At 71.9% G+C, this 19,961-nt stretch carries 16 protein-coding genes and 2 pseudogenes; 14 read left to right on the top strand and 4 right to left on the bottom strand.

The window, feature by feature from the left end; translation table 11 throughout:
- The first annotated feature begins 150 nt into the window (after positions 1-150).
- Together OG735_RS14250 and hemW are read left to right on the top strand one after the other, a co-directional pair.
- Positions 151-2,112, top strand: coding sequence for an ATP-binding SpoIIE family protein phosphatase (locus OG735_RS14250; protein WP_327328308.1), 1,962 nt, complete (start codon positions 151-153; stop codon positions 2,110-2,112).
- An 88-nt stretch (positions 2,113-2,200) separates the two neighbouring features.
- Positions 2,201-3,433, top strand: coding sequence for a radical SAM family heme chaperone HemW (gene hemW / locus OG735_RS14245; RefSeq protein ID WP_327323546.1), 1,233 nt, complete (start codon positions 2,201-2,203; stop codon positions 3,431-3,433).
- 206 nt (positions 3,434-3,639) lie between these two features.
- Here the strand turns inward: hemW and OG735_RS14240 are convergent, their stop codons facing one another.
- Together OG735_RS14240 and OG735_RS14235 are read right to left on the bottom strand one after the other, a co-directional pair.
- A complete protein-coding gene (locus OG735_RS14240; protein ID WP_327323545.1) occupies positions 3,640-4,461 on the bottom strand; it encodes a DUF3097 domain-containing protein in 822 nt (273 codons plus the stop codon).
- Between the two features lie 10 nt (positions 4,462-4,471).
- Positions 4,472-5,206: an MBL fold metallo-hydrolase gene (locus OG735_RS14235; RefSeq protein ID WP_327323544.1), complete on the bottom strand. Its 735-nt coding sequence runs from the start codon at positions 5,204-5,206 to the stop codon at positions 4,472-4,474.
- A 195-nt stretch (positions 5,207-5,401) separates the two neighbouring features.
- On the opposite strand from OG735_RS14235, the gene hrcA reads away from it, so the two are divergent.
- The 4 genes from hrcA (at position 5,402) to OG735_RS14215 (ending at position 9,570) form a co-directional block, all read left to right on the top strand.
- Positions 5,402-6,424 (top strand): heat-inducible transcriptional repressor HrcA, encoded by a 1,023-nt coding sequence (hrcA, locus tag OG735_RS14230; RefSeq protein ID WP_327323543.1) that lies wholly within the window; start codon positions 5,402-5,404, stop codon positions 6,422-6,424.
- Positions 6,425-7,561 (top strand): molecular chaperone DnaJ, encoded by a 1,137-nt coding sequence (gene dnaJ, locus OG735_RS14225; RefSeq protein WP_327323542.1) that lies wholly within the window; start codon positions 6,425-6,427, stop codon positions 7,559-7,561.
- A gap of 195 nt (positions 7,562-7,756) precedes the next feature.
- Positions 7,757-8,827: a nitronate monooxygenase gene (locus OG735_RS14220; RefSeq protein WP_327323541.1), complete on the top strand. Its 1,071-nt coding sequence runs from the start codon at positions 7,757-7,759 to the stop codon at positions 8,825-8,827.
- A complete protein-coding gene (locus OG735_RS14215) occupies positions 8,827-9,570 on the top strand; it encodes a 16S rRNA (uracil(1498)-N(3))-methyltransferase (protein WP_327323540.1) in 744 nt (247 codons plus the stop codon). The genes OG735_RS14220 and OG735_RS14215 overlap by 1 nt, the downstream gene beginning before the upstream one ends.
- Positions 9,571-9,586: 16 nt before the next feature.
- On the opposite strand, the gene OG735_RS14210 is transcribed toward OG735_RS14215, so the two are convergent.
- Entirely contained in the window at positions 9,587-9,991 is a 405-nt protein-coding gene (locus OG735_RS14210) for a hypothetical protein (protein WP_327323539.1), read from the bottom strand.
- 74 nt (positions 9,992-10,065) lie between these two features.
- On the opposite strand from OG735_RS14210, the gene OG735_RS14205 reads away from it, so the two are divergent.
- From OG735_RS14205 to OG735_RS14185, 5 genes are all read left to right on the top strand, one after another.
- Positions 10,066-10,605, top strand: a complete 540-nt coding sequence (locus OG735_RS14205) for a hypothetical protein (protein WP_327323538.1) — start codon at positions 10,066-10,068, stop codon at positions 10,603-10,605.
- A 46-nt stretch (positions 10,606-10,651) separates the two neighbouring features.
- On the top strand, positions 10,652-13,858 hold the full coding sequence (locus OG735_RS14200; protein ID WP_327323537.1) for a S41 family peptidase: 3,207 nt from the start codon (positions 10,652-10,654) through the stop codon (positions 13,856-13,858).
- A gap of 279 nt (positions 13,859-14,137) precedes the next feature.
- The gene (locus tag OG735_RS14195) at positions 14,138-14,497 is read left to right on the top strand and encodes a histidine triad nucleotide-binding protein (protein WP_327323536.1); all 360 of its coding nucleotides are present in this window, start codon (positions 14,138-14,140) and stop codon (positions 14,495-14,497) included.
- 13 nt (positions 14,498-14,510) lie between these two features.
- Positions 14,511-15,419: a ribonuclease Z gene (locus OG735_RS14190; protein WP_327323535.1), complete on the top strand. Its 909-nt coding sequence runs from the start codon at positions 14,511-14,513 to the stop codon at positions 15,417-15,419.
- A gap of 25 nt (positions 15,420-15,444) precedes the next feature.
- Positions 15,445-16,452 (top strand): adenosine deaminase, encoded by a 1,008-nt coding sequence (locus OG735_RS14185; protein WP_327323534.1) that lies wholly within the window; start codon positions 15,445-15,447, stop codon positions 16,450-16,452.
- Between the two features lie 106 nt (positions 16,453-16,558).
- Here OG735_RS14185 and OG735_RS14180 read toward each other — a convergent pair.
- Positions 16,559-16,798, bottom strand: a pseudogene (locus OG735_RS14180) (IclR family transcriptional regulator domain-containing protein); the annotation flags it as partial.
- Positions 16,799-17,069: 271 nt separating this feature from the next.
- Here OG735_RS14180 and OG735_RS14175 point away from each other — a divergent pair.
- From OG735_RS14175 to OG735_RS14165, 3 genes and pseudogenes are all read left to right on the top strand, one after another.
- Positions 17,070-17,231 (top strand): annotated as a pseudogene (locus OG735_RS14175) (5-dehydro-4-deoxyglucarate dehydratase); the annotation flags it as partial.
- Positions 17,228-18,532 (top strand): glucarate dehydratase family protein, encoded by a 1,305-nt coding sequence (locus OG735_RS14170; protein ID WP_327323533.1) that lies wholly within the window; start codon positions 17,228-17,230, stop codon positions 18,530-18,532. The pseudogene OG735_RS14175 and the gene OG735_RS14170, both read left to right, overlap by 4 nt.
- A 203-nt stretch (positions 18,533-18,735) precedes the next feature.
- Complete coding sequence (locus OG735_RS14165) at positions 18,736-19,845, top strand: carbohydrate kinase family protein (protein ID WP_327323532.1); 1,110 nt, start codon at positions 18,736-18,738, stop codon at positions 19,843-19,845.
- The last annotated feature ends 116 nt before the right edge of the window (positions 19,846-19,961 follow it).

Below are 19,961 nucleotides of genomic sequence, written 5' to 3'. Positions count from 1 at the left end.
CTGAGCTGACGGCAGCGCACTGTCTCTGTTCATAATCCGCCCACTTCGGTGACTCGACGCTTATGGGCAGGCTCAGTCTGTCACTCTGTCGGTGTCATAAGCGGCGCATTGCCAGAACCGACCAGGAGCCGCACAGTGGGGTCCCTTCCGATGCAGCGCGAGACCGTTCACCGCACAACACCGTTGTACCCGCTTCGGGATGATGCGCGTTCAGTCGCTCGCACCAGCCTGCCCGGCAACCCTCTCGCACCGTCCGCCGCGCGCCGCTTCGTGCGCGCAGCCATCGCCGACTGGACCAACCTCGGCATGCTCGCCACCTGCGCCTTCTGCCGCGGGTCAGGGGGCTGCCCGCCGGGCAGTCACAGCACGGACCGGCTCGCCGACGACGCCGTACTCATCGTCAACGAGCTCGTGACCAACGCCGTCGTGCACGCGGGCACCACCGTCGAACTCCTCTGCAGGCTGGAGGAGTCGGCGGACGGCGAGCCCGCCGCCCTCGTACTCGAAGTCTCCGACCACCACCCGGCCAGAGCCGTACGCAATGAACCGCACGGCGCCGAGGAACGCTCCGGCACGCCCGAATACGGCCGCGGCCTCCACCTCGTCGCCGCCCTCGCCGAGCGCTGGGGCATCACCTACCGCCCCGGCCTCAAGACCATCTGGGCCCGCCTCCCCGTCGACGGCTGGGACACCTGCCCGCTCCCCGGCGCCGAACCCGCGCTGCAGCGCGGACTCCGCGCCGCCGAGATCCTCGCCCCCTCGCCCCGGCGCACCGTGCGCGAGGACTCCGACTGGATCAGCCGGGGCGCCCTCTCCTTCCTCGCCGAGGCCTCCGACCTGCTCGCCGGACAGCTCGACGAGGACATGGTCGCGGCGCTCGCCGGGCAGCTGCTGGTGCCGAGGCTCGCCGACTGGTGCGCGATCTGGCTGGACAGCGAGTCGGGACGGCCGGGATCGGGCTGGGGCACGGGCGGCGGAGCGGGGGCCGCGCAGCGGCTCGCCCGGGTCTGGCACAGCGACGAGTCCCTTACGGAGCAGCTGCGCGAGACCCTGGACAAGGAGCCGCCGCTGCTGCTGCCCGAGGTCGCGGGCAACGGGCCCGTACCGATTCCCTGGCCCGGTGACGGCCAACCGGGCGGCGATGAGGGCACGGCCGTCGCATACCGCCTCGCCGCGGGCGGACGCGGGCTCGGCACCCTGCTGATCGCGCGGTACGGCCTCGCACGCGTACCCGACGAAGCGACCGCGCTGATCGCGGACTTCGCACGCCGGGTGGCTCTCGCGATCAGCGCGGCCCGCCAGTACACCCGGCAGGCCACCATCAGCCGGGTTCTGCAGCGCGGTCTGCTCCCCGGCAAGGTCGGGCAGATCCCCGGTGTCGACCGGTTCCTGGTGTACGAGCCCAGCGACGACGGCGTCGCGGGCGGCGACTTCTACGACATCTTCCCGGCCGGCTCCGGCGGCCGCTGGTGCTTCATGCTCGGCGACGTCCAGGGCAGCGGACCCGAGGCCGCGGTCGTCACCGGCCTCGCCCGGCCCTGGCTGCGGCTGCTCGCCCGCGAGGGTTACCAGGTCGGCCAGGTGCTGGACCGGCTCAACGGACTGCTCCTCGACGATGCGATGGAGGCGGCGGAATCAGCCGCGCTGATGGTCGCGGCAGCGGGCGGTCAGGGCGTGCCGGAGGGTCCGCAGGCGCGGTTCCTGTCCCTGCTCTACGGCGAGCTCGTGCCCTCGCCCCGGGTCGGCGGAGGCGTGCGCTGCACCCTGGCGAGCGCCGGGCATCCGCTGCCGCTGCTGCTGCGGCCCGACGGCCGGGTGCTCACGGCGGCCGAGTCGCAGGTGCTGCTCGGGGTCGTCGAGGACGTCGCGTACCAAAGCCAGACCTTCGACCTGGAGCCCGGCGACACCCTGCTCTGCGTCACGGACGGGGTGACGGAGCGGCGCTCGGGGTCGCGGATGTTCGACGACGAGGACGGGCTCGCCCGGGTGCTCGCCGGCTGCGCGGGCCTGACCGCGCAAGGGATCGCGGAGCGGATCAAGCAGGTGGTGTACGAGTTCGGGGAGACGCCGCCGGAGGACGATCTGGCGCTGCTGGTGCTCCAGGCGCGGTAGCCGTCCCGGCAGCCGGCGGGATGGCCGTCCCGGCGCCCGGTGCGGTGGCCGTCCCGGGGCACCCGCGAGGTGACGGACAATGGGGGGCATGCCTTCCGTACTGCCCGATGGTGAGCCCATGCCCGAGGACGGGTCGCTGCCCGCGTCCGCCCTGACAGGCGCCGGGGACCGGCCGCTCGCCTTCTATCTGCATGTGCCGTACTGCGCGACGCGCTGCGGCTACTGCGACTTCAACACCTACACGGCGACCGAGCTGCGCGGCTCGGGCGGCGTGCTCGCCTCCCGGGACAACTACGCCGCGATGGTCGCGGAGGAGGTCCGCCTCGCCCGCAAGGTGCTGGGCGACGACCCGCGGCAGGTACGGACGGTGTTCGTCGGAGGCGGTACGCCGACGCTGCTCGCGGCCTCGGATCTGGTCCGGATGCTGGACGCGGTCCGCGAGGAGTTCGGGCTCGCGGACGGCGCGGAGATCACGACCGAGGCGAACCCGGAGTCGGTGGACCCGGCGTATCTCGCCGAGCTGCGGGAGGGCGGCTTCAACCGGATCTCCTTCGGGATGCAGAGCGCGCGGCAGCATGTGCTGAAGGTGCTGGACCGTACGCATACGCCGGGCCGCCCGGAGGCGTGCGTCGCGGAGGCGCGGGCTGCGGGCTTCGACCATGTGAACCTCGACCTGATCTACGGCACGCCGGGCGAGAGCGACGACGACTGGCGCGCCTCCCTGGCGGCCGCGGTGGGCGCGGGTCCGGATCACATCTCGGCGTACGCACTGATCGTCGAGGAAGGCACGCAGCTTGCGCGGCGGATCCGCCGCGGCGAGGTCCCGATGACCGACGACGACGTCCACGCGGACCGGTATCTGATCGCGGACTCGGTGCTCGGGGACGCGGGCTTCGACTGGTACGAGGTCTCCAACTGGGCCACGACCGGGGCGGGCCGGTGCCTGCACAACGAGCTGTACTGGCGCGGCGCCGACTGGTGGGGCGCGGGCCCCGGAGCCCACAGCCATGTGGGCGGGGTGCGCTGGTGGAATGTGAAGCACCCGGGCGCGTACGCGGCGGCGCTGGCGGAGGGCCGCTCGCCGGGCGCGGGCCGCGAGCTCCTCTCGGCGGAGGACCGCCGGGTGGAGCGGATCCTGCTGGAGCTCCGGCTCCGGGAAGGCTGCGAGCTGGAGCTCCTGCGCCCGGCGGGCCTGGCGGCGGCGGGCCGGGCCCTGTCGGACGGCCTGCTGGAGCCGGGGCCGTACAAGGAGGGACGGGCCGTACTGACGCTGCGGGGCCGCCTGCTGGCGGACGCGGTGGTACGCGACCTGGTGGACTGACGGAGATGGGCCCTGCGGGGCCTGTTCCCCTACCCGCCCCTTCCCGCTGTGTCGATGAGCGGCTCCGCCGCGTGGGGTGCTCCGCCCCGGATCCCTCGTACGCCCTTCGGGCCTGTTCTCAATCGCCGGGCGGGCTTGCATTTCGCCGGACCGGCAACTCGAGCCCCGCCGGCGATTGAGGCGCGGGGTCCGGGGCGGAGCCCCGGTCACACCCCCGGAGCCGTCACGAAGTCGATCAGCTCCTCCACTCGCCCCAGCAGCTCCGGCTCCAGGTCCCTGTACGACCGCACGCCCGACAGAATCCGCTGCCACGCCGCTCCCGTGTTCTCCGGCCAGCCAAGTGCGCGGCAGACGCCCGTCTTCCAGTCCTGGCCGCGCGGCACCGACGGCCACGCCCGGATGCCCACCGAGGACGGCTTCACCGCCTCCCACACATCGATGTACGGGTGGCCCACGATCAAGGCGTGGTCGCTGGAGACCTGGGACGCGATACGGGACTCCTTCGAGCCGGGGACCAGATGGTCCACCAGCACCCCGAGGCGCGCGTCCGGGCCCGGCGCGAATTCCTTGACGATCGACGGGAGGTCGTCGATGCCCTCCAGGTACTCCACGACCACGCCCTCGATCCGCAGATCGTCACCCCAGACCCGTTCGACGAGCTCCGCGTCGTGGCGGCCTTCCACGTAGATACGGCCCGCCCGCGCGACCCTCGCCCGTGCCCCCGGGACCGCGACCGAGCCGGAGGCCGTACGTGCCGGGCGGGCCGGGGCCGTCGCCGAGGGGCGGACCAGGGTGACCACCCGGCCCTCCAGCAGAAAGCCCCGCGGGACCAGCGGGAACACCCGGTGCTTGCCGAAGCGGTCCTCGAGCGTGACTGTCGGGCCCTCCGCCGTCTTCTCGGTACGGATCACCGCACCGCAGAGACCCGTCGCGACCTCCTCCACGACCAGGTCGGACTCGGCAGGGACCTCCGGGGCCGGCTGCTGCTTCTTCCAAGGAGGCGTCAGATCCGGGCTGTAGCTGCGCATTTGGCCGACGCTACGACACGCCGAAGCGCTCCGCCAACGAATCCCGCTGTGCGCGTACAAAAGCCGCGTCGACCGCCGCCCCGTGCCCGGGGACATACACCGCGTCCTCGCCGCCCAGCGACAGCAGCCGGTCCAGCGCCGCCGGCCAGCGGGACGGGATCGCATCCCGGCCCGCCTGCGGTTCGCCCGACTCCTCCACCAGATCTCCGCAGAAGACCACCTCCGGGCTGCCCGGGCCTTCGCCCGGCACCAGCAGTGCCAGATCGTGGCCAGAGTGACCGGGTCCGACATTGGCCAGCAGCACCTGGCGGCCGCCCAGCTCGAGCGTCCACTCCCCGCACACCGGATGGTGCGGCAGTACCAGCAGATCGGCGGCCTCCGCGGCGTCCTTCACCGGGACCCCGTGCCGTACGGCGGTGCCGCGGATCTCGTCCCGCTCCCGCCTCATCAGAACGTCGACGCCGACCGCGCCGAACACCTCGGCCCCGGAGAACGCCGCGGTCCCCAGTACATGGTCGAAGTGCGGATGACTCAGTGCGATATGCGTCACTCGGCGACCGCCCAGCAGCGCCTGCGCCTGGGTGCGGAGCTCGGCGCCCTCACGGAGCGTAGAACCCGTGTCGTACATGAGGACACGGTCCTCACCGGCGACCAGTCCAACGGTCGCGTCCCAGACAGGCAGCCGCCGACGCCCCACCCCGTCGGCCAACCGCTCCCAGCCGAAGTCTTCCCAACTGACGTCCATACCGCGACGCTATCGGCAAGGACCAGCGGTGTCGCGAGGTACCGTGGTCGGCCGCGATTGCAGGACAGCCCTGCAGGACGGCCCTTGCTAGGGGCGTACCCCACAGCCGTACACTGGCTCGGGGGAGTGCTGGCACTCGGACATGACGAGTGCCAAGCAGTCACCACAAGGAACCACGGCTGGAGGTGTGCGCAAATGCTCAGCGAACGCAGACTCGAGGTGCTGCGCGCCATCGTCCAGGACTATGTCGGCACCGAGGAGCCCGTCGGCTCCAAGGCCCTCACCGAGCGGCACAAGCTCGGTGTCTCCCCGGCTACTGTCCGTAACGACATGGCGGTGCTGGAAGAGGAAGGGTTCATCGCCCAGCCCCACACCAGCGCCGGCCGCATCCCGACGGACAAGGGCTACCGGCTCTTCGTCGACAAGCTGGCGGGCGTCAAGCCCCTGTCGGCGCCCGAGCGCCGCGCCATCCAGAACTTCCTGGACGGAGCCGTCGACCTGGACGACGTCGTGGGCCGTACGGTACGGCTGCTCGCGCAGCTGACCCGGCAGGTCGCCGTCGTCCAGTACCCCTCGCTGACCCGGTCCACGGTCCGGCATGTGGAGCTCCTGTCCCTCGCGCCCGCCCGGCTGATGCTTGTGCTCATCACGGACACCGGACGGGTCGAGCAGCGCATGATCGACTGCCCCGCGCCGTTCGGCGAGGCCTCGCTGGCCGACCTGCGGGCCCGGCTCAACAGCCGGATCGTCGGGCGCCGCTTCGCGGATGTGCCGCACCTGGTGCAGGAGCTGCCCGACTCCTTCGAGACGGAGGACCGCGGCACTGTGTCCACGGTGCTGGCGACCCTGCTCGAGACGCTGGTCGAGGAGACGGAGGAGCGGCTGGTGATCGGCGGCACGGCCAATCTCACCCGCTTCGGGCACGACTTCCCGCTGACCATCAGGCCGGTGCTGGAAGCGCTCGAGGAGCATGTGGTGCTCCTCAAGCTGCTCGGCGAGGCCAAGGACTCGGGCATGGGCATGACCGTACGTATCGGTCATGAGAACGCACACGAGGGCCTCAACTCCACTTCCGTGGTCGCAGTCGGCTACGGTTCGGGCGACGAGGCAGTTGCCAAACTCGGCGTGGTCGGACCGACCCGCATGGACTACCCCGGAACGATGGGAGCGGTACGCGCAGTGGCACGTTACGTCGGACAGATCCTGGCGGAGTCGTAAGTGGCCACGGACTACTACGCCGTACTCGGCGTACGCCGCGACGCATCGCAGGACGAGATCAAGAAGGCCTTCCGCCGGCTTGCGCGTGAACTCCACCCGGATGTGAATCCGGACCCGAAGACGCAGGAGCGCTTCAAGGAGATCAACGCCGCGTACGAGGTGTTGTCGGACCCGCAGAAGAAGCAGGTCTACGACCTCGGCGGAGACCCGTTGTCCCAGGCGGGCGGCGGAGGCGCGGGTGGATTCGGGGCCGGTGGCTTCGGCAACTTCTCCGACATCATGGACGCGTTCTTCGGTACGGCGTCGCAGCGGGGCCCCAGGTCGCGTACGCGACGGGGCCAGGACGCGATGATCCGGCTGGAGATCGACCTCAACGAAGCGGCCTTCGGTACGACGAAGGACATCCAGGTCGACACGGCTGTCGTCTGTACGACGTGTTCGGGTGAGGGCGCGGCGCCGGGGACCTCGGCGCAGACCTGCGACATGTGCCGCGGACGCGGTGAGGTTTCGCAGGTGACGCGGTCCTTCCTGGGCCAGGTCATGACCTCGCGGCCGTGCCCGCAGTGCCAGGGCTTCGGCACGGTCGTGCCGACGCCGTGCCCGGAGTGCGCCGGTGACGGCCGTATCCGCTCGCGCCGCACGCTGACCGTGAAGATCCCGGCGGGCGTCGACAACGGCACGCGCATTCAGCTCGCGGGCGAGGGCGAGGTCGGCCCGGGTGGCGGACCGGCGGGTGATCTGTACGTCGAGATCCATGAGCTGCCGCACGCGGTCTTCCAGCGGCGTGGCGACGACCTGCACTGCACGGTGACGATCCCGATGACCGCGGCGGCGCTGGGCACGAAGTGCCCGCTGGAGACGCTCGACGGCATGGAGGAGGTCGACATCCGACCGGGCACACAGTCCGGCCAGTCGATCCCGCTGCACGGGCGTGGCATCACGCATCTGCGGGGCGGCGGCCGCGGCGACCTGATCGTGCACGTCGAGGTGATGACGCCGTCGAAGCTGGACGCGGACCAGGAGCGGCTGCTGCGGGATCTGGCGAAGCTGCGCGGCGAGGAGAGGCCGACGGGGCAGTTCCAGCCGGGGCAGCAGGGTCTGTTCTCCCGCCTGAAGGACGCGTTCAACGGGCGGTAGCCGTTGGGGGGCGCGGGTTGCCGGGGCTCTGCCCCGGGGCCCCGCGCCTCAACCGCCGGCGGGGCTCTTGTTGGGGCTCCGCCCCAAGCCCCGCTCCTCAAACGCCGGAGGGGCTGATATTGAAGCCTGTCCGGCGATTGAGGACACCGGAACGCCCGATTCGGTCGCGCGCGAGCAACATGGCACCATGCCTGCATGTCCTCCGCACTGACCGATCTCTGCCGGTATCCGATCGTGCAGGCCCCCATGGCGGGCGGCGCCTCCTGTCCGCAGCTCGCCGCCGCCGTTTCCGACGCAGGTGGGCTCGGCTTCCTCGCCGCCGGGTACAAGACGGCGGACGGCATGTACCAGGAGGTCAAACAGATCCGAGGGCTCACCGGTCAGCCCTTCGGCGTCAACCTCTTCATGCCGCAGCCCAACACCGCCGACCCCGCCGCCGTCGGCGTCTACCGGCAGCAGCTCGCCGGTGAGGCCGCCTGGTACGAGACGCCTCTCGGCGACCCCGACAGCGGACGGGACGACGGGTACGAGGCCAAGCTCGCGATCCTCCTCGACGACCCCGTTCCTGTCGTCTCCTTCACCTTCGGCTGTCCGACCCGCGATGTGCTCGACTCCTTCGCGAAGGCCGGCACCTTCACCGTGGTCACCGTCACCACGCCCGAGGAGGCGCAGGCCGCGCAGTGGGCCGGTGCCGACGCCGTGTGTGTGCAGGGCATCGAGGCCGGCGGCCACCAGGGCACGCACCGCGACGACCCCGCCGCCGACGGCTCCGGGATCGGGCTGCTCTCGCTCATCGGGCTGGTCCGCGAGACCGTGCAGCTGCCGGTCATCGCCGCCGGCGGACTGATGCGCGGCGGCCAGATCGCCGCCGTGCTCGCGGGCGGTGCGAGCGCCGCGCAGCTCGGCACCGCGTTCCTGGTCTGTCCCGAGTCCGGCGCCAATGTGCTGCACAAGCAGGCCATGACCAATCCGCTGTTCGTCCGCACCGAACTCACCCGCGCCTTCTCCGGGCGGCCCGCCCGCGGCCTCGTCAACCGCTTCATGCGGGAACACGGTCCGTACGCCCCCGCCGCCTACCCCCAGGTGCACCATCTGACGAGCAGCCTGCGCAAGGCCGCTGCCAAGGCGGGCGACCCGCAGGGCATGGCTCTCTGGGCCGGACAGGGCCACCGGATGGCGCGCGAGCTGCCCGCCGGTCAGCTCGTCGAGGTACTCGCCGCCGAACTGGACTCCGCGCGGGCCGCGCTGGCGCTGGGCGGTGCCTGATGACCGCGCCCGTATTCGTCGTCGACTCGCTGGAGGGCGTGGGTCCTGGCGCGATCCTCACCCTGGACGGGCCCGAGGGACGGCACGCCGTCTCCGTACGCAGGCTGCAGTCCGGTGAGGACATCGTGCTGACGGACGGGCGAGGGCGCGGCGCGGCCGGTGTCGTGCTGCGGACGGAGGGCAAGGACCGGCTGATCGTCGAGCCGTTCGAGTTCCCGACGGAGCCCGAACCCACGCCTCGTATCACCGTCGTCCAGGCCCTCCCCAAGGGCGACCGCGGCGAACTCGCCGTCGAGACCATGACGGAGACCGGTGTGGACGCCGTGGTGCCGTGGGCCGCCGCCCGCTGCATCACGCAGTGGAGGGGCGAGCGGGGCGCCAAGGCCCTCGCCAAGTGGCGGGCCACCGCGCGCGAGGCGGGCAAACAGTCGCGCAGGCTCCGCTTCCCGGAGGTAGCGGACGCCGCAACGACCAAGCAGATTGCCTCACTTCTGGCCGAAGCCGACTTCGCGGCAGTGCTGCACGAGGAAGGCGCCGAGCCGCTGGCCACCGCGGAGCTGCCCGCCGAGGGCTCGATCGTGCTGGTCGTCGGGCCCGAAGGGGGCGTGTCGCAGGAGGAGTTGGCGGCATTTGCCGAGGCGGGCGCGAAGCCGTTCCGGCTCGGACGCAGCGTGCTGCGCACGTCGACCGCGGGCACGGCCGCCACGGCGCTGCTGCTGGGCCGCACCGGCCGCTGGTCCTGAAGCGGCGGCTACCTCGCTAGGACACGCCCGAGCCCGGGTCGCCCGTGCCGCCCGTCACCACCGCGTCGAACAGCGGCCAGCCGTCGACCTCGGTCGTGCCTGCCGCGGTGGGCAGCAGCCCGCGCGCCGTCGCCTCGTCGAGAAGACGCCGCGCGGACCCCGGCTCGTAGAGGTTCAGCCAGTTCCGCTCGGAGTCGCCCACCGAGCCCGATTCCCAGTAGCCCTCGGCGATGAACCGGCCGGGGCCCGCCCGGAAGGCGAGCTCCAGGCGAGCCGTCGTCCCCTCGCGCCGCAGCGAGAGCGAGGTGCGGCAGTCCGTACAACGGCCGTCGGCGCGCGCGTGCTTATGACGGACCGACCACATGTAGACGGTGTTCTCGTCGACGACGAGCCGGCGCGTCCGGATCAGCTTCCTGGTCATTGCATGACCGTACGGGGGAAAGGTGGCCGCAACCACTCTTTTCCTTCTGGGCACTCGGTGACACTCTGCCCTCCATGCGGGGCTTGAGACGAGTACGACACCGGCGCACCCTTGCCGCAATCGGCGTTGCCGGTACGGCAGTTGTGGGCGTTGCGGCCTGTGAACCGACGGGCGGGCTGAGCTCCGTCGCCGTCGCCGTCACCACCGACAGGACGGGCACGAGCACGCTGGAGCGACTGGGCTTCGACGTGCGGTGGCTCAGCTGTACGGCGACGTTGGGTGGCGGCTCCAAGGCGGCCGGCGGAGCGTCCGCGTCGCCCTCCGCCCGGAGCGTGGCCACCGTCGACTGCCAGGGCAAGACCGGTATCGGCCAGGACATCACGCTCAAGGGCAAGGTCACGGAGGAGCGTTCCGGGAGGTGCGTACGCGGCGATCTCATCGCCAAGGTCAATGGCAAGGTCGTCTTCCAGGCCGACGTCCTCGGCAACTGCGCAGGCACACCGACCCGCACGCCCACCCGCACCCCGCCCGTCACCCACCGCCCGGGCGACCCGCCGCGGCCCACCGTCACCGTCACGGTCACCGTGACCGCGACACCCGACCAGGCCAAGTGATCGGAAAGGCGTGACCGGGCGGCGGCCACCTGCCTAGGGTGACGGTGTGACGCAGCCTGCCTACCTCCGGTATCCGCATGTCCACGGCGAGTTGATCGCCTTCACCGCAGAGGACGACGTCTGGGTCGCGCCGCTCGACGGCGGCCGGGCGTGGCGCGTCAGCGCCGACAACGTACCGGTGGACCATCCGAGGATCTCGCCCGACGGCGCGCACATCGCCTGGTCCTCACGCCGTGACGGCGCGCCGGAAGTGCATCTCGCGCCCGTCGACGGCGGTCCTTCGGACCGGCTGACGCACTGGGGCAGCGGGAAGACGTCCGTACGCGGCTGGACGCCGGACGGCGAGGTCCTCGCGATCAGTACGTACGGCCAGGCCTCGCTGCGCCGCAGCTGGGCCCGGGCCGTGCCACTCGACGGCGGGCCCGCCACCGTCCTGCCGTACGGACCGGTCGGTGATGTGGCGTTCGGTCGGCACACGCTGCTGCTCTCGGCCACCATGGGGCGGGAGGCCGCCGCCTGGAAGCGCTACCGGGGCGGCACCGCGGGCAAGTTGTGGATCGACCGGCCGGGCGAGGGCGAGTTCGTACGCCTCCACGAGGACCTCGACGGGAATGTCGAGTATCCGCTGTGGGTGGGGGAGCGCGTTGCCTTCCTCTCCGACCACGAAGGTGTCGGAGCCGTCTACTCGTCGCTGCCGGACGGTTCGGAGCTGCGCCGCCACACCGGGATCGACGGTTTCTACGCCCGCCATGCCTCCACCGACGGCACCCGGGTCGTGTACGCCGCCGCCGGTGAACTGTGGCTGCTCGACGGCCTCGAGAGCGACGGGCCCCGCCGGCTCGACATCCGCCTCGGCGGCCAGCGCACCGATCTGCGGCCGCGCCCCGTCAAGGCCGACCGCCATCTCGGCACCGCGGCCCCCGACCACACCGGGCGCGGCAGCGCGGTGGAGATCCGTGGCGGCGTCCACTGGGTCACCCACCGCGAAGGTCCCGCGCGGGCGCTCGGCGTGCAGCCCGGCGTACGGGCCAGGCTGCCGCGCACCTTCCGGGCTGACGGCGAGGAGCATGTGGTCTGGGTGACGGACGCCGAGGGGGACGACGCCCTCGAGTTCGCACCGGCCGTCGGCCCGGCGCCCGGGGCGACACCGCGCAGGCTGGGCGCGGGCCGGCTCGGCAGGGTACTCAGCCTTGCCGTCGCGCCCGACGGCAGCCGTGCCGCGGTCGCCTCGCACGACGGCCGGGTACTGCTCGTCGAGCGGGAGAGCGGCGAGGTCCGCGAGGTCGACCACAGCGAGCACGGCCACGCCACCGGCCTGGTCTTCTCGCCCGACTCGGGCTGGCTCGCCTGGTCACATCCGGGACCGTCCCCGCTGCGCCAGCTCAAGCTCGCCAACACCGCGGATCTGTCCGTCTCCGAGGCGACCCCGCTGCGCTTCCGTGACTTCCAGCCCGCGTTCACGCTCGACGGCAAGCATCTGGCGTTCCTTTCCGAGCGCGCCTTCGACCCGGTCTACGACACGCATGTCTTCGATCTGGCCTTCGTCGGCGGCTGCCGCCCGCATCTGATCACGCTGGCCGCCACGACCCCGTCGCCGTTCGGGCCGCAGCGCCACGGCCGGGCCTTCGAAGCGGACAAGGACGACCGGGGCAGGGACCAGCGGGACGGTGAGGAGAGCGGCGCCCCCGTCACCCGTATCGATCTCGACGGACTCGCCGACCGGATAGTGCCGTTCCCCGTCGAGGCGGGCCGCTACTCCACGCTGCGTGCCGCCAAGGACGGACTGCTGTGGCTGAGCCATCCGATGCGCGGTGTCCTGGGCGCGACCCGGGCCACGCCCGACGACCCGGGGCCGAAGACCGCGCTGGAGCGGTACGACCTGGTCCAGCAACGCATCGAGGAACTCGTCGCGGACGCCACCAGCTTCGACGTCAGCGGTGACGGCAAGCGGGTGCTGCTGTACGCGGACGGCAAGCTGAAGGTCGTACCGAGTGACCGCAGGCCCTCTCGCGACGAGGACAGCGACACCAACATCACCGTCGATCTCGCCCGCGTACGCAGCAGTGTCGACCCGGCCGCGGAGTGGCGGCAGATGTACGACGAGGCCGGGCGGCTGATGCGCGACAACTTCTGGCGCGCGGATCTCGGCGGCGTCGACTGGGACGGCGTACTGGAGCGGTACCGTCCGGTCCTCTCCCGGCTGGCCACGCACGACGACCTGATGGACCTGCTCTGGGAGGTGCAGGGCGAACTGGGCACCTCGCACGCGTATGTCACGCCCCGGGGCGGCTACGGCAGCGCCGCGGCGCGGCAGGGGCTGCTGGGCGCCGACATCTCCCGTTCCGCGGACGGTACTTGGCGCGTCGACCGCATCCTGCCGTCCGAGACCTCCGACCCGCAGGCCCACTCACCGCTCGCCGCGCCCGGCGTCGCGGTGCGCGCCGGGGACGCGATTCTCGCGGTGGACGGAAGACCGGTGGACGAGATCACGGGGCCGGGGCCGCTGCTGGTCGGCGCGGCGGGCAAGGCTGTCGAGCTCACCATCTCCCCGGCGGGCGGCGGCGATCCGCGGCACGCGGTGGTCGTCCCGCTCGCGGACGAGGAGCCGCTGCGGTACCACGCCTGGGTCGCCGACCGGCGTAGTTACGTCCACGAGCGGTCCGGGGGCCGACTGGGCTATCTCCACGTGCCGGACATGCAGGCGCCGGGCTGGGCCCAGATCCACCGCGATCTGCGGGTCGAGGTCGCGAAGGAGGGCCTGGTGGTGGACGTCCGGGAGAACCGCGGCGGCCACACGTCGCAGCTCGTGGTGGAGAAGCTGGCGCGGCGCATCGTGGGCTGGGACCTGCCGCGCGGGATGCAGCCGCAGAGCTATCCGCAGGACGCGCCGCGCGGCCCGGTGGTGGCCGTGGCGAACGAGTTCTCGGGCTCGGACGGCGACATCGTCAACGCGGCGATCAAGGCGCTGGGCATCGGCCCCGTGGTGGGCACGCGGACCTGGGGCGGCGTGGTCGGCATCGACAGCCGGTACTCCCTGGTCGACGGCACACTGGTCACGCAGCCGAAGTACGCCTTCTGGCTGGAGGGTTACGAGTGGGGTGTGGAGAACCACGGCGTGGACCCGGACGTGGAGGTCGTCATGACGCCACAGGACCACGCGGCGGGCCGCGACCCGCAGCTGGACGAGGCGGTCCGGATGGCGCTGGCGGTCCTGTCGGAGAACCCGGCGAAGTCGGCGCCGAGCCTGCCGTAGGCAGAGCCGGCGAGGCCTGCCGCGGAATGGGTGACGGCCGGTTGGCGCAGCGGAGCGCCGGCCGTTGTGACCGCCGGCGGTCGCGCCCGTGCGTGACCGCCGGCCGGTTCGCGCAGTCGTGGGCGCCGGCCGTCTGTGACCGCCGGCCGTTGTGACCCCCGGCCGTCGTGGCGGACGGGCAAGGGCGCTCGGCACACTTGACCCCGCCGCGGCGGGCCTGCCCGGACGCGGGCTATACGATGCCGTCGGTACCGACCACACGCGAGGAGGACCCCGGTCATGGCGGGAGAACCGCAGGCTGACTGCCTGTTCTGCAAGATTGTCGCGGGGGAGGTGCCGGCCACCGTCGTACGGGAGACGGAGACCATCGTCGCCTTCCGCGACATCAACCCCCAGGCCCCGACGCACATCCTGGTCATCCCCAAGGCGCACTACCGCGACGCCGCCACCCTCGCCGCCGCGGCGCCGCAGCTCGCCGCCGATGTGCTGCGGGAGGCCGGCGAGGTCGCCGGTGAGGAGAAGGTCGACGGCGCCGGATACCGCATCGTCTTCAACACCGGCGCGGGCGCGGGCCAGACCGTCTTCCACGCGCACGCGCATATGCTGGGCGGCCGCGGCCTCGAGTGGCCTCCCGGGTAGCGGGTACACCGACTTGTCCGTACGTGAATTGGTGGTGCTCGGCACCGCCAGCCAGGTCCCCACCCGGCACCGCAACCACAACGGCTATCTGCTGCGCTGGGACGGCGAGGGCATCCTCTTCGACCCCGGCGAGGGCACCCAGCGCCAGATGCTGCGCGCCGGTGTCGCCGCGCACGACATCAACCGGATCTGCGTCACGCACTTCCACGGCGACCACTCGCTCGGGCTCGCCGGCGTGATCCAGCGGATCAACCTCGACCGGGTCCCGCACCCGGTCACCGCGCACTACCCGGCGAGCGGACAGCGCTTCTTCGAACGGCTGCGGTATGCCACGGCCTACCGCGAGACGGTGGCGCTGGACCAGAAGCCGGTGGGCGGCGACAGCGCCGTACTGGCCACGACCGATGCGTACACCCTCGACGCCCACAGGCTCTCGCACCCCGTCGAGTCGTACGGCTACCGGATCACCGAGCCCGACGGCCGCCGGATGCTGCCCGAGAGACTGGCCGCGCACGGCATCCAGGGTCCGGGCGTCGGCCGGCTGCAGCGCGAGGGCGTGCTCGACGGTGTCACTCTCGACGACGTCAGCGAGGTACGCAGGGGCCAGCGCTTCGCCTTCGTCATGGACACCAGGATCTGCGACGGCGTGTACGCGCTGGCCGAGGGCTGCGACATGCTCGTCATCGAGTCCACCTTCCTCGACGAGGACGAGCAACTGGCGTCGGACCACGGCCACCTGACCGCCGGCCAGGCGGCCCGCGTGGCGCGCGACGCGGGCGTGCGGCATCTCGTGCTGACGCATTTCTCGCAGCGCTACAGCGACCCGTACGAGTTCGAGCGGCAGGCCAGAGCCGCCGGTTACGAGGGTGAGCTGACCGTCGCCCAGGACCTGTGGCGGATCCCCGTTCCCAAAAGGACCTGAGCGCGAAACGGCCTAAGATGGGGCAATGCCCCTCCCCAAAGCCGAACTGCACCTGCACATCGAAGGCACCCTCGAGCCCGAGCTCGCCTTCGCGCTCGCCGCGCGCAACAGCGTCGTACTGCCGTACAAGGACACTGAAGAGCTGCGCCGCGCCTACCTCTTCCAGGACCTGCAGTCCTTCCTCGATCTGTACTACGGGCTGATGTCCGTCCTGCACACCGAGGACGACTTCGCCGAACTCGCCGACGCGTATCTGGCGCGGGCCGCTGGGCAGGGCGTGCGCCACGCGGAGATCTTCTTCGACCCGCAGGCGCACACCGCCCGCGGTGTCCCGATCGGCACGGTGATCGACGGGCTGGCCCGCGCGCTCGACCGCAGCGAGGAGCGGCACGGTATCTCCACCCGGCTGATCATGTGCTTCCTGCGGGACGAGTCCGCCGAGTCGGCGATGGAGACGCTCGACGCCGCGAAGCCCTGTCTGCACCGGATCGCGGGGGTGGGCCTGGACTCGGCGGAGGCCGGGCATCCGCCGTCGAAGTTCCGCGAGGTGTACGAGGCGGCGGACGCGCTCGGGCTGCGCAAGGTGGCACATGCGGGCGAGGAGGGCCCGCCGGCGTACATCCGGGAGGCCCTGGACGTGCTGGGCGTCGAGCGCATCGACCACGGGCTGCGCTGCATGGAGGATCCGGAACTGGTCGAGCGGCTGGTACGGGAGCGGGTTCCGCTGACGCTCTGCCCGCTGTCGAACGTACGGCTGCGGGCCGTCGACGTCCTCGAGGAGCACCCGCTGGGGCGGATGATGGACGCGGGGCTGCTGTGCACGGTCAACTCCGACGACCCCGCGTACTTCGGCGGCTATATCGGCGACACGTTCCATGCGGTGCACGAGGCACTGGGGCTCACCGAGGAGCAGCTGCGTGAGCTGGCCCGCAATTCGTTCCTGGCGTCCTTCCTGGACGACGACGAGGAGCGGCGGGCGCGGCTGATCGCCGAGGTCGAGGCGTACGACTTCGAGGTCGGACGCCCCGAGTAGCGGGCGGGACCGGGCCGCTGGGGGCTGCGCCTCCGGGCCGTCGATCGCACCGTTCGAGGGTGTCCTCAATCGCCGGACGGGCTGAATGTTCAGCCCCTCCGGCGATTCAGCGCCGGCTCGCCGTCGCCTCGATCTTCGCGCGGACCTCCCTCATCACCGCCACGATCTGCCGCTCGTGCTCCTCGGTGAGCCGTGCCACCGGCACCGGTCAGCTGATCGCGTCCGTCGCGGGTGCGTCGTGGCGCAGCGCGAAGCCGAAGCCCGCGATACCGCTCACGCCCTCCTCGCGGTCGACGGCGCAGCCGCGCTCGCGGATCGCGGCGAGGGCGGCGGCGAGGGCGGCCCGATGATAAGCGTCTGCAGCAGTGCGTACACGCGCGGGGCGGTCGCCGCGCTCCGCCAGTACTTCGAGCAGCTCGACAGTGCGGCCCGCCGACTTCACCTCGCGCACGCCGCCGGTTTGCGGCGTCGGCGCCGGCTCCGAATCCGTCTCCGACATGCGCTGATCGTCATCCGGGCACCTGGACCCATTGACGACCCCTGTTCGCGTATCTAATCTCCGTTCTCATTCGTGTACGTCATCCACATAGGGAGACAGGATGGGGCAGGCCGCGGACGTGCCCGGTTACGCCGTGTCGCTGGTCAAGGCGGCGGCCCGGCTGCGCGGAAGGCCCGTAGGGCCGGTACGCGCACCCCTCACCGAACCCGCTCCCGACGACCTCGCGGACCTCGAAGCACTGCTGGCAGCCGGATTCGACCTGGTAGGAGCCACGGCATGAACGCACGCAACGACCTGACGATCACCGAGGTGCGGCTCACCCCGATCCTCGTCGCCGACCCGCCGCTGCTCAACACACAGGGCGTGCACCAGCCGTACACCCCGCGGCTGATCGTCGAGGTGGTCACGGCAGGAGGCATCACCGGCGTCGGTGAGACCTACGGCGACACCAAGTACCTCGACCTGGCAACGCCGTTGGCGGAGGTACTGCCCGGCTGCCAGGTCAGCGATCTGAACGGGCTGCATCAGCTCGCGGCGCTGGTCTGCGGTGACTCGCCCGAGGCCACCGGCGCGGACGCCGTCGACGTCGGCGGCCTCCGCGGTGCGCAGACCGCCGAGAAGCTGCGGCTCTCCATCGTCTCCGGCTTCGAGGTCGCCTGCCTCGATGCGCTCGGCAAGGCCCTCGGCCTGCCCGTGCACGCGCTGCTCGGCGGCAAGGTGCGCGACGCCGTCGACTACAGCGCGTACCTCTTCTACCGTTGGGCCGAACACCCCGGCGGCGCCGGGGAGTCCGACGACTGGGGCGCGGCCGTGGATCCGGCGGGCGTCGTGGCGCAGGCCCGGCGCCTCGCCCGTGAGTACGGCTTCGCCTCCTTCAAGCTCAAGGGGGGCGTCTTCACGCCCGAGGAGGAGATCGCGGCGGTCCGCGCGCTGGCGGAGGCGTTCCCCGGGCGGCCGCTGCGGCTCGACCCGAACGGCGCCTGGTCCGTGGAGACATCGCTGAAGGTCGCCGAGGAGCTCGCTGACGTACTGGAGTACCTGGAGGACCCGGCGAACACGACGGCCCGGATGGCCGAGGTCGCGGCCGGCACCGATGTTCCGCTCGCGACGAACATGTGCGTGACGACCTTCGCCGAGATCCCCGAGGCCTTCGCGCGCGGCGCCGTTCAGGTCGTCCTCTCCGACCACCACTACTGGGGCGGGCTCCGCAACACCCGTGAACTGGCCGCGATCTGCCGGACGTACGGGGTCGGCCTGTCCATGCACTCCAACACCCACTTGGGTATAAGCCTCGCCGCGATGACGCATGTCGCCGCGGTCGTTCCCAACCTGGACTACGCCTGCGACAGCCACTACCCGTGGCAGACCGAGGACGTCATCACCGAGCGCCTCGAGTTCAAGGACGGCCGCCTCGCCGTCTGTGACCTGCCGGGCCTCGGTGTCGAACTCGATCGCGAGCGGCTGGCGCTCCTGCACCGGCGCTGGCTCGACGACGACGGCTCGATGCGCGAACGCGACGACGCCGCGGCGATGCGGATCGCCGAGCCCGGCTGGGTCCCGCAGCCCGTCCCCCGCTGGTAGCCGCACACGCAGCCCGTCCGGCGGTTGGTGGATACGCCGCCCGTCCGGCGGTTGCTGTGCACGGCGCCGCCCGTCCGGCGATTGAGGACAGAATCGGAAAGGGGCGGGGTGGGGAAACTTCCTACGCCCCGGCCCGCACCGCGACCCCCCGCCCCCCATCAGGCAGACTGGCCTGATCTGCACCACGTACCGGGAGCGGCACGGTGACCATTGGACACGGAGAGTATCCGCACCACGCTGCCACCTGCCTGGACCCGCTCGCCGCGCTCCGGAGACCAGCCGATCCGGACTGCGACGTCTATCTCACCGGCAGCGTCTTCCTCGACATCATCTTCACCGGCCTCGACTCCGCCCCCGTCCGCGGTACCGAGTCCTGGGCCCGTGGCATGGGCTCCAGCCCCGGTGGTGTCGCCAATATGGCCACCGCCCTGGCCCGGCTCGGGTTGCGTACCTCCCTCGCCGCCGCGTTCGGGGACGACCACTACGGCGAGTACTGCTGGGACGCCCTCGCGCAGGGCGAGGGCATCGACCTCGCGCTCTCCCGCACCGTGCCCGGCTGGCACTCGCCCGTCACCGTCTCCATGGCGTACGAGGGCGAGCGCACGATGGTCTCCCACGGGCACGAGGCCCCGCCGCCCGAGCCCGCGCCCGACTGCCCGCCGCCCGCCAGGGCCGCCATCGCCTCTCTCACGCCCGGTCGCGACGAGTGGATCGCCCAGGCCGCCCGCAAGGGCACCCGCGTCTTCGCCGACGTCGGCTGGGACGAGAGCGGTCGCTGGGACCCGGACGACCTCGCCGACCTGGAGCACTGCGAGGCCTTCCTGCCCAATGCCGAAGAGGCGATGCGCTACACCCGCACCGACTGCCCCCGCGCTGCCGCCCGCGCCCTGGCCGAGCGGGTTCCGCTGGCCGTCGTCACTCTCGGCGCGGAGGGCGCGTACGCCGTCGACGGCGGGACCGGCGAGAGCGCTCAGGTCCCCGCCATCGAGGTGGAGGCGCTCGACCCGACCGGTGCCGGTGATGTGTTCGTGGCCGGTTTCGTCACCGGCACGCTCGCGGGCTGGCCGCTCGCCGACCGCCTCGCCTTCGCCGGGCTGACCGCCGCCCTGTCGGTGCAGGAGTTCGGCGGCTCGCTCTCCGCGCCGGGCTGGTCCGAGATCGCCGCGTGGTGGCAGTACGTCCAGGGCTGTGACGACCAGGACCCGACGGCCCTTCGCCGGTACGCGTTCCTGGAGACGCTGCTGCCCGCGCCCACCCGGCCGTGGCCGCTGCGCCGTGCCGTACCGACGATCGGCTTCGGCCGCTCCGCCTGAACCCCTCCGCCTGAAACCCCCCGCCTGCGGCCGCTCCGCCCGCGGCCCCCGCCTGAAGCCGCCCCTCCACAACGCCCCCGGAAAAGCCCTCGGCCTTGTCAGTGTCAAGTCGTACG

Origin of the sequence: Streptomyces sp. NBC_01210 (assembly GCF_036010325.1) — a bacterium.
Lineage (GTDB): Bacteria > Actinomycetota > Actinomycetes > Streptomycetales > Streptomycetaceae > Streptomyces.
This window is presented reverse-complemented; position numbering and strand designations above follow the sequence as displayed.

Coding starts and splice junctions, on each gene's coding strand:
- OG735_RS14195 (WP_327323536.1), top strand. CDS start 14,138: ATGGCGGGAGAACCGCAGGCTGACTGCCTGTTCTGCAAGATTGTCGCG.
- OG735_RS14235 (WP_327323544.1), bottom strand. CDS start 5,206: ATGGACGTCAGTTGGGAAGACTTCGGCTGGGAGCGGTTGGCCGACGGG.
- OG735_RS14205 (WP_327323538.1), top strand. CDS start 10,066: ATGCGGGGCTTGAGACGAGTACGACACCGGCGCACCCTTGCCGCAATC.
- OG735_RS14170 (WP_327323533.1), top strand. CDS start 17,228: ATGAACGCACGCAACGACCTGACGATCACCGAGGTGCGGCTCACCCCG.
- OG735_RS14250 (WP_327328308.1), top strand. CDS start 151: ATGCAGCGCGAGACCGTTCACCGCACAACACCGTTGTACCCGCTTCGG.
- OG735_RS14220 (WP_327323541.1), top strand. CDS start 7,757: ATGTCCTCCGCACTGACCGATCTCTGCCGGTATCCGATCGTGCAGGCC.
- OG735_RS14215 (WP_327323540.1), top strand. CDS start 8,827: ATGACCGCGCCCGTATTCGTCGTCGACTCGCTGGAGGGCGTGGGTCCT.
- OG735_RS14210 (WP_327323539.1), bottom strand. CDS start 9,991: ATGACCAGGAAGCTGATCCGGACGCGCCGGCTCGTCGTCGACGAGAAC.
- hrcA (WP_327323543.1), top strand. CDS start 5,402: ATGCTCAGCGAACGCAGACTCGAGGTGCTGCGCGCCATCGTCCAGGAC.
- OG735_RS14185 (WP_327323534.1), top strand. CDS start 15,445: ATGCCCCTCCCCAAAGCCGAACTGCACCTGCACATCGAAGGCACCCTC.
- OG735_RS14240 (WP_327323545.1), bottom strand. CDS start 4,461: ATGCGCAGCTACAGCCCGGATCTGACGCCTCCTTGGAAGAAGCAGCAG.
- hemW (WP_327323546.1), top strand. CDS start 2,201: ATGCCTTCCGTACTGCCCGATGGTGAGCCCATGCCCGAGGACGGGTCG.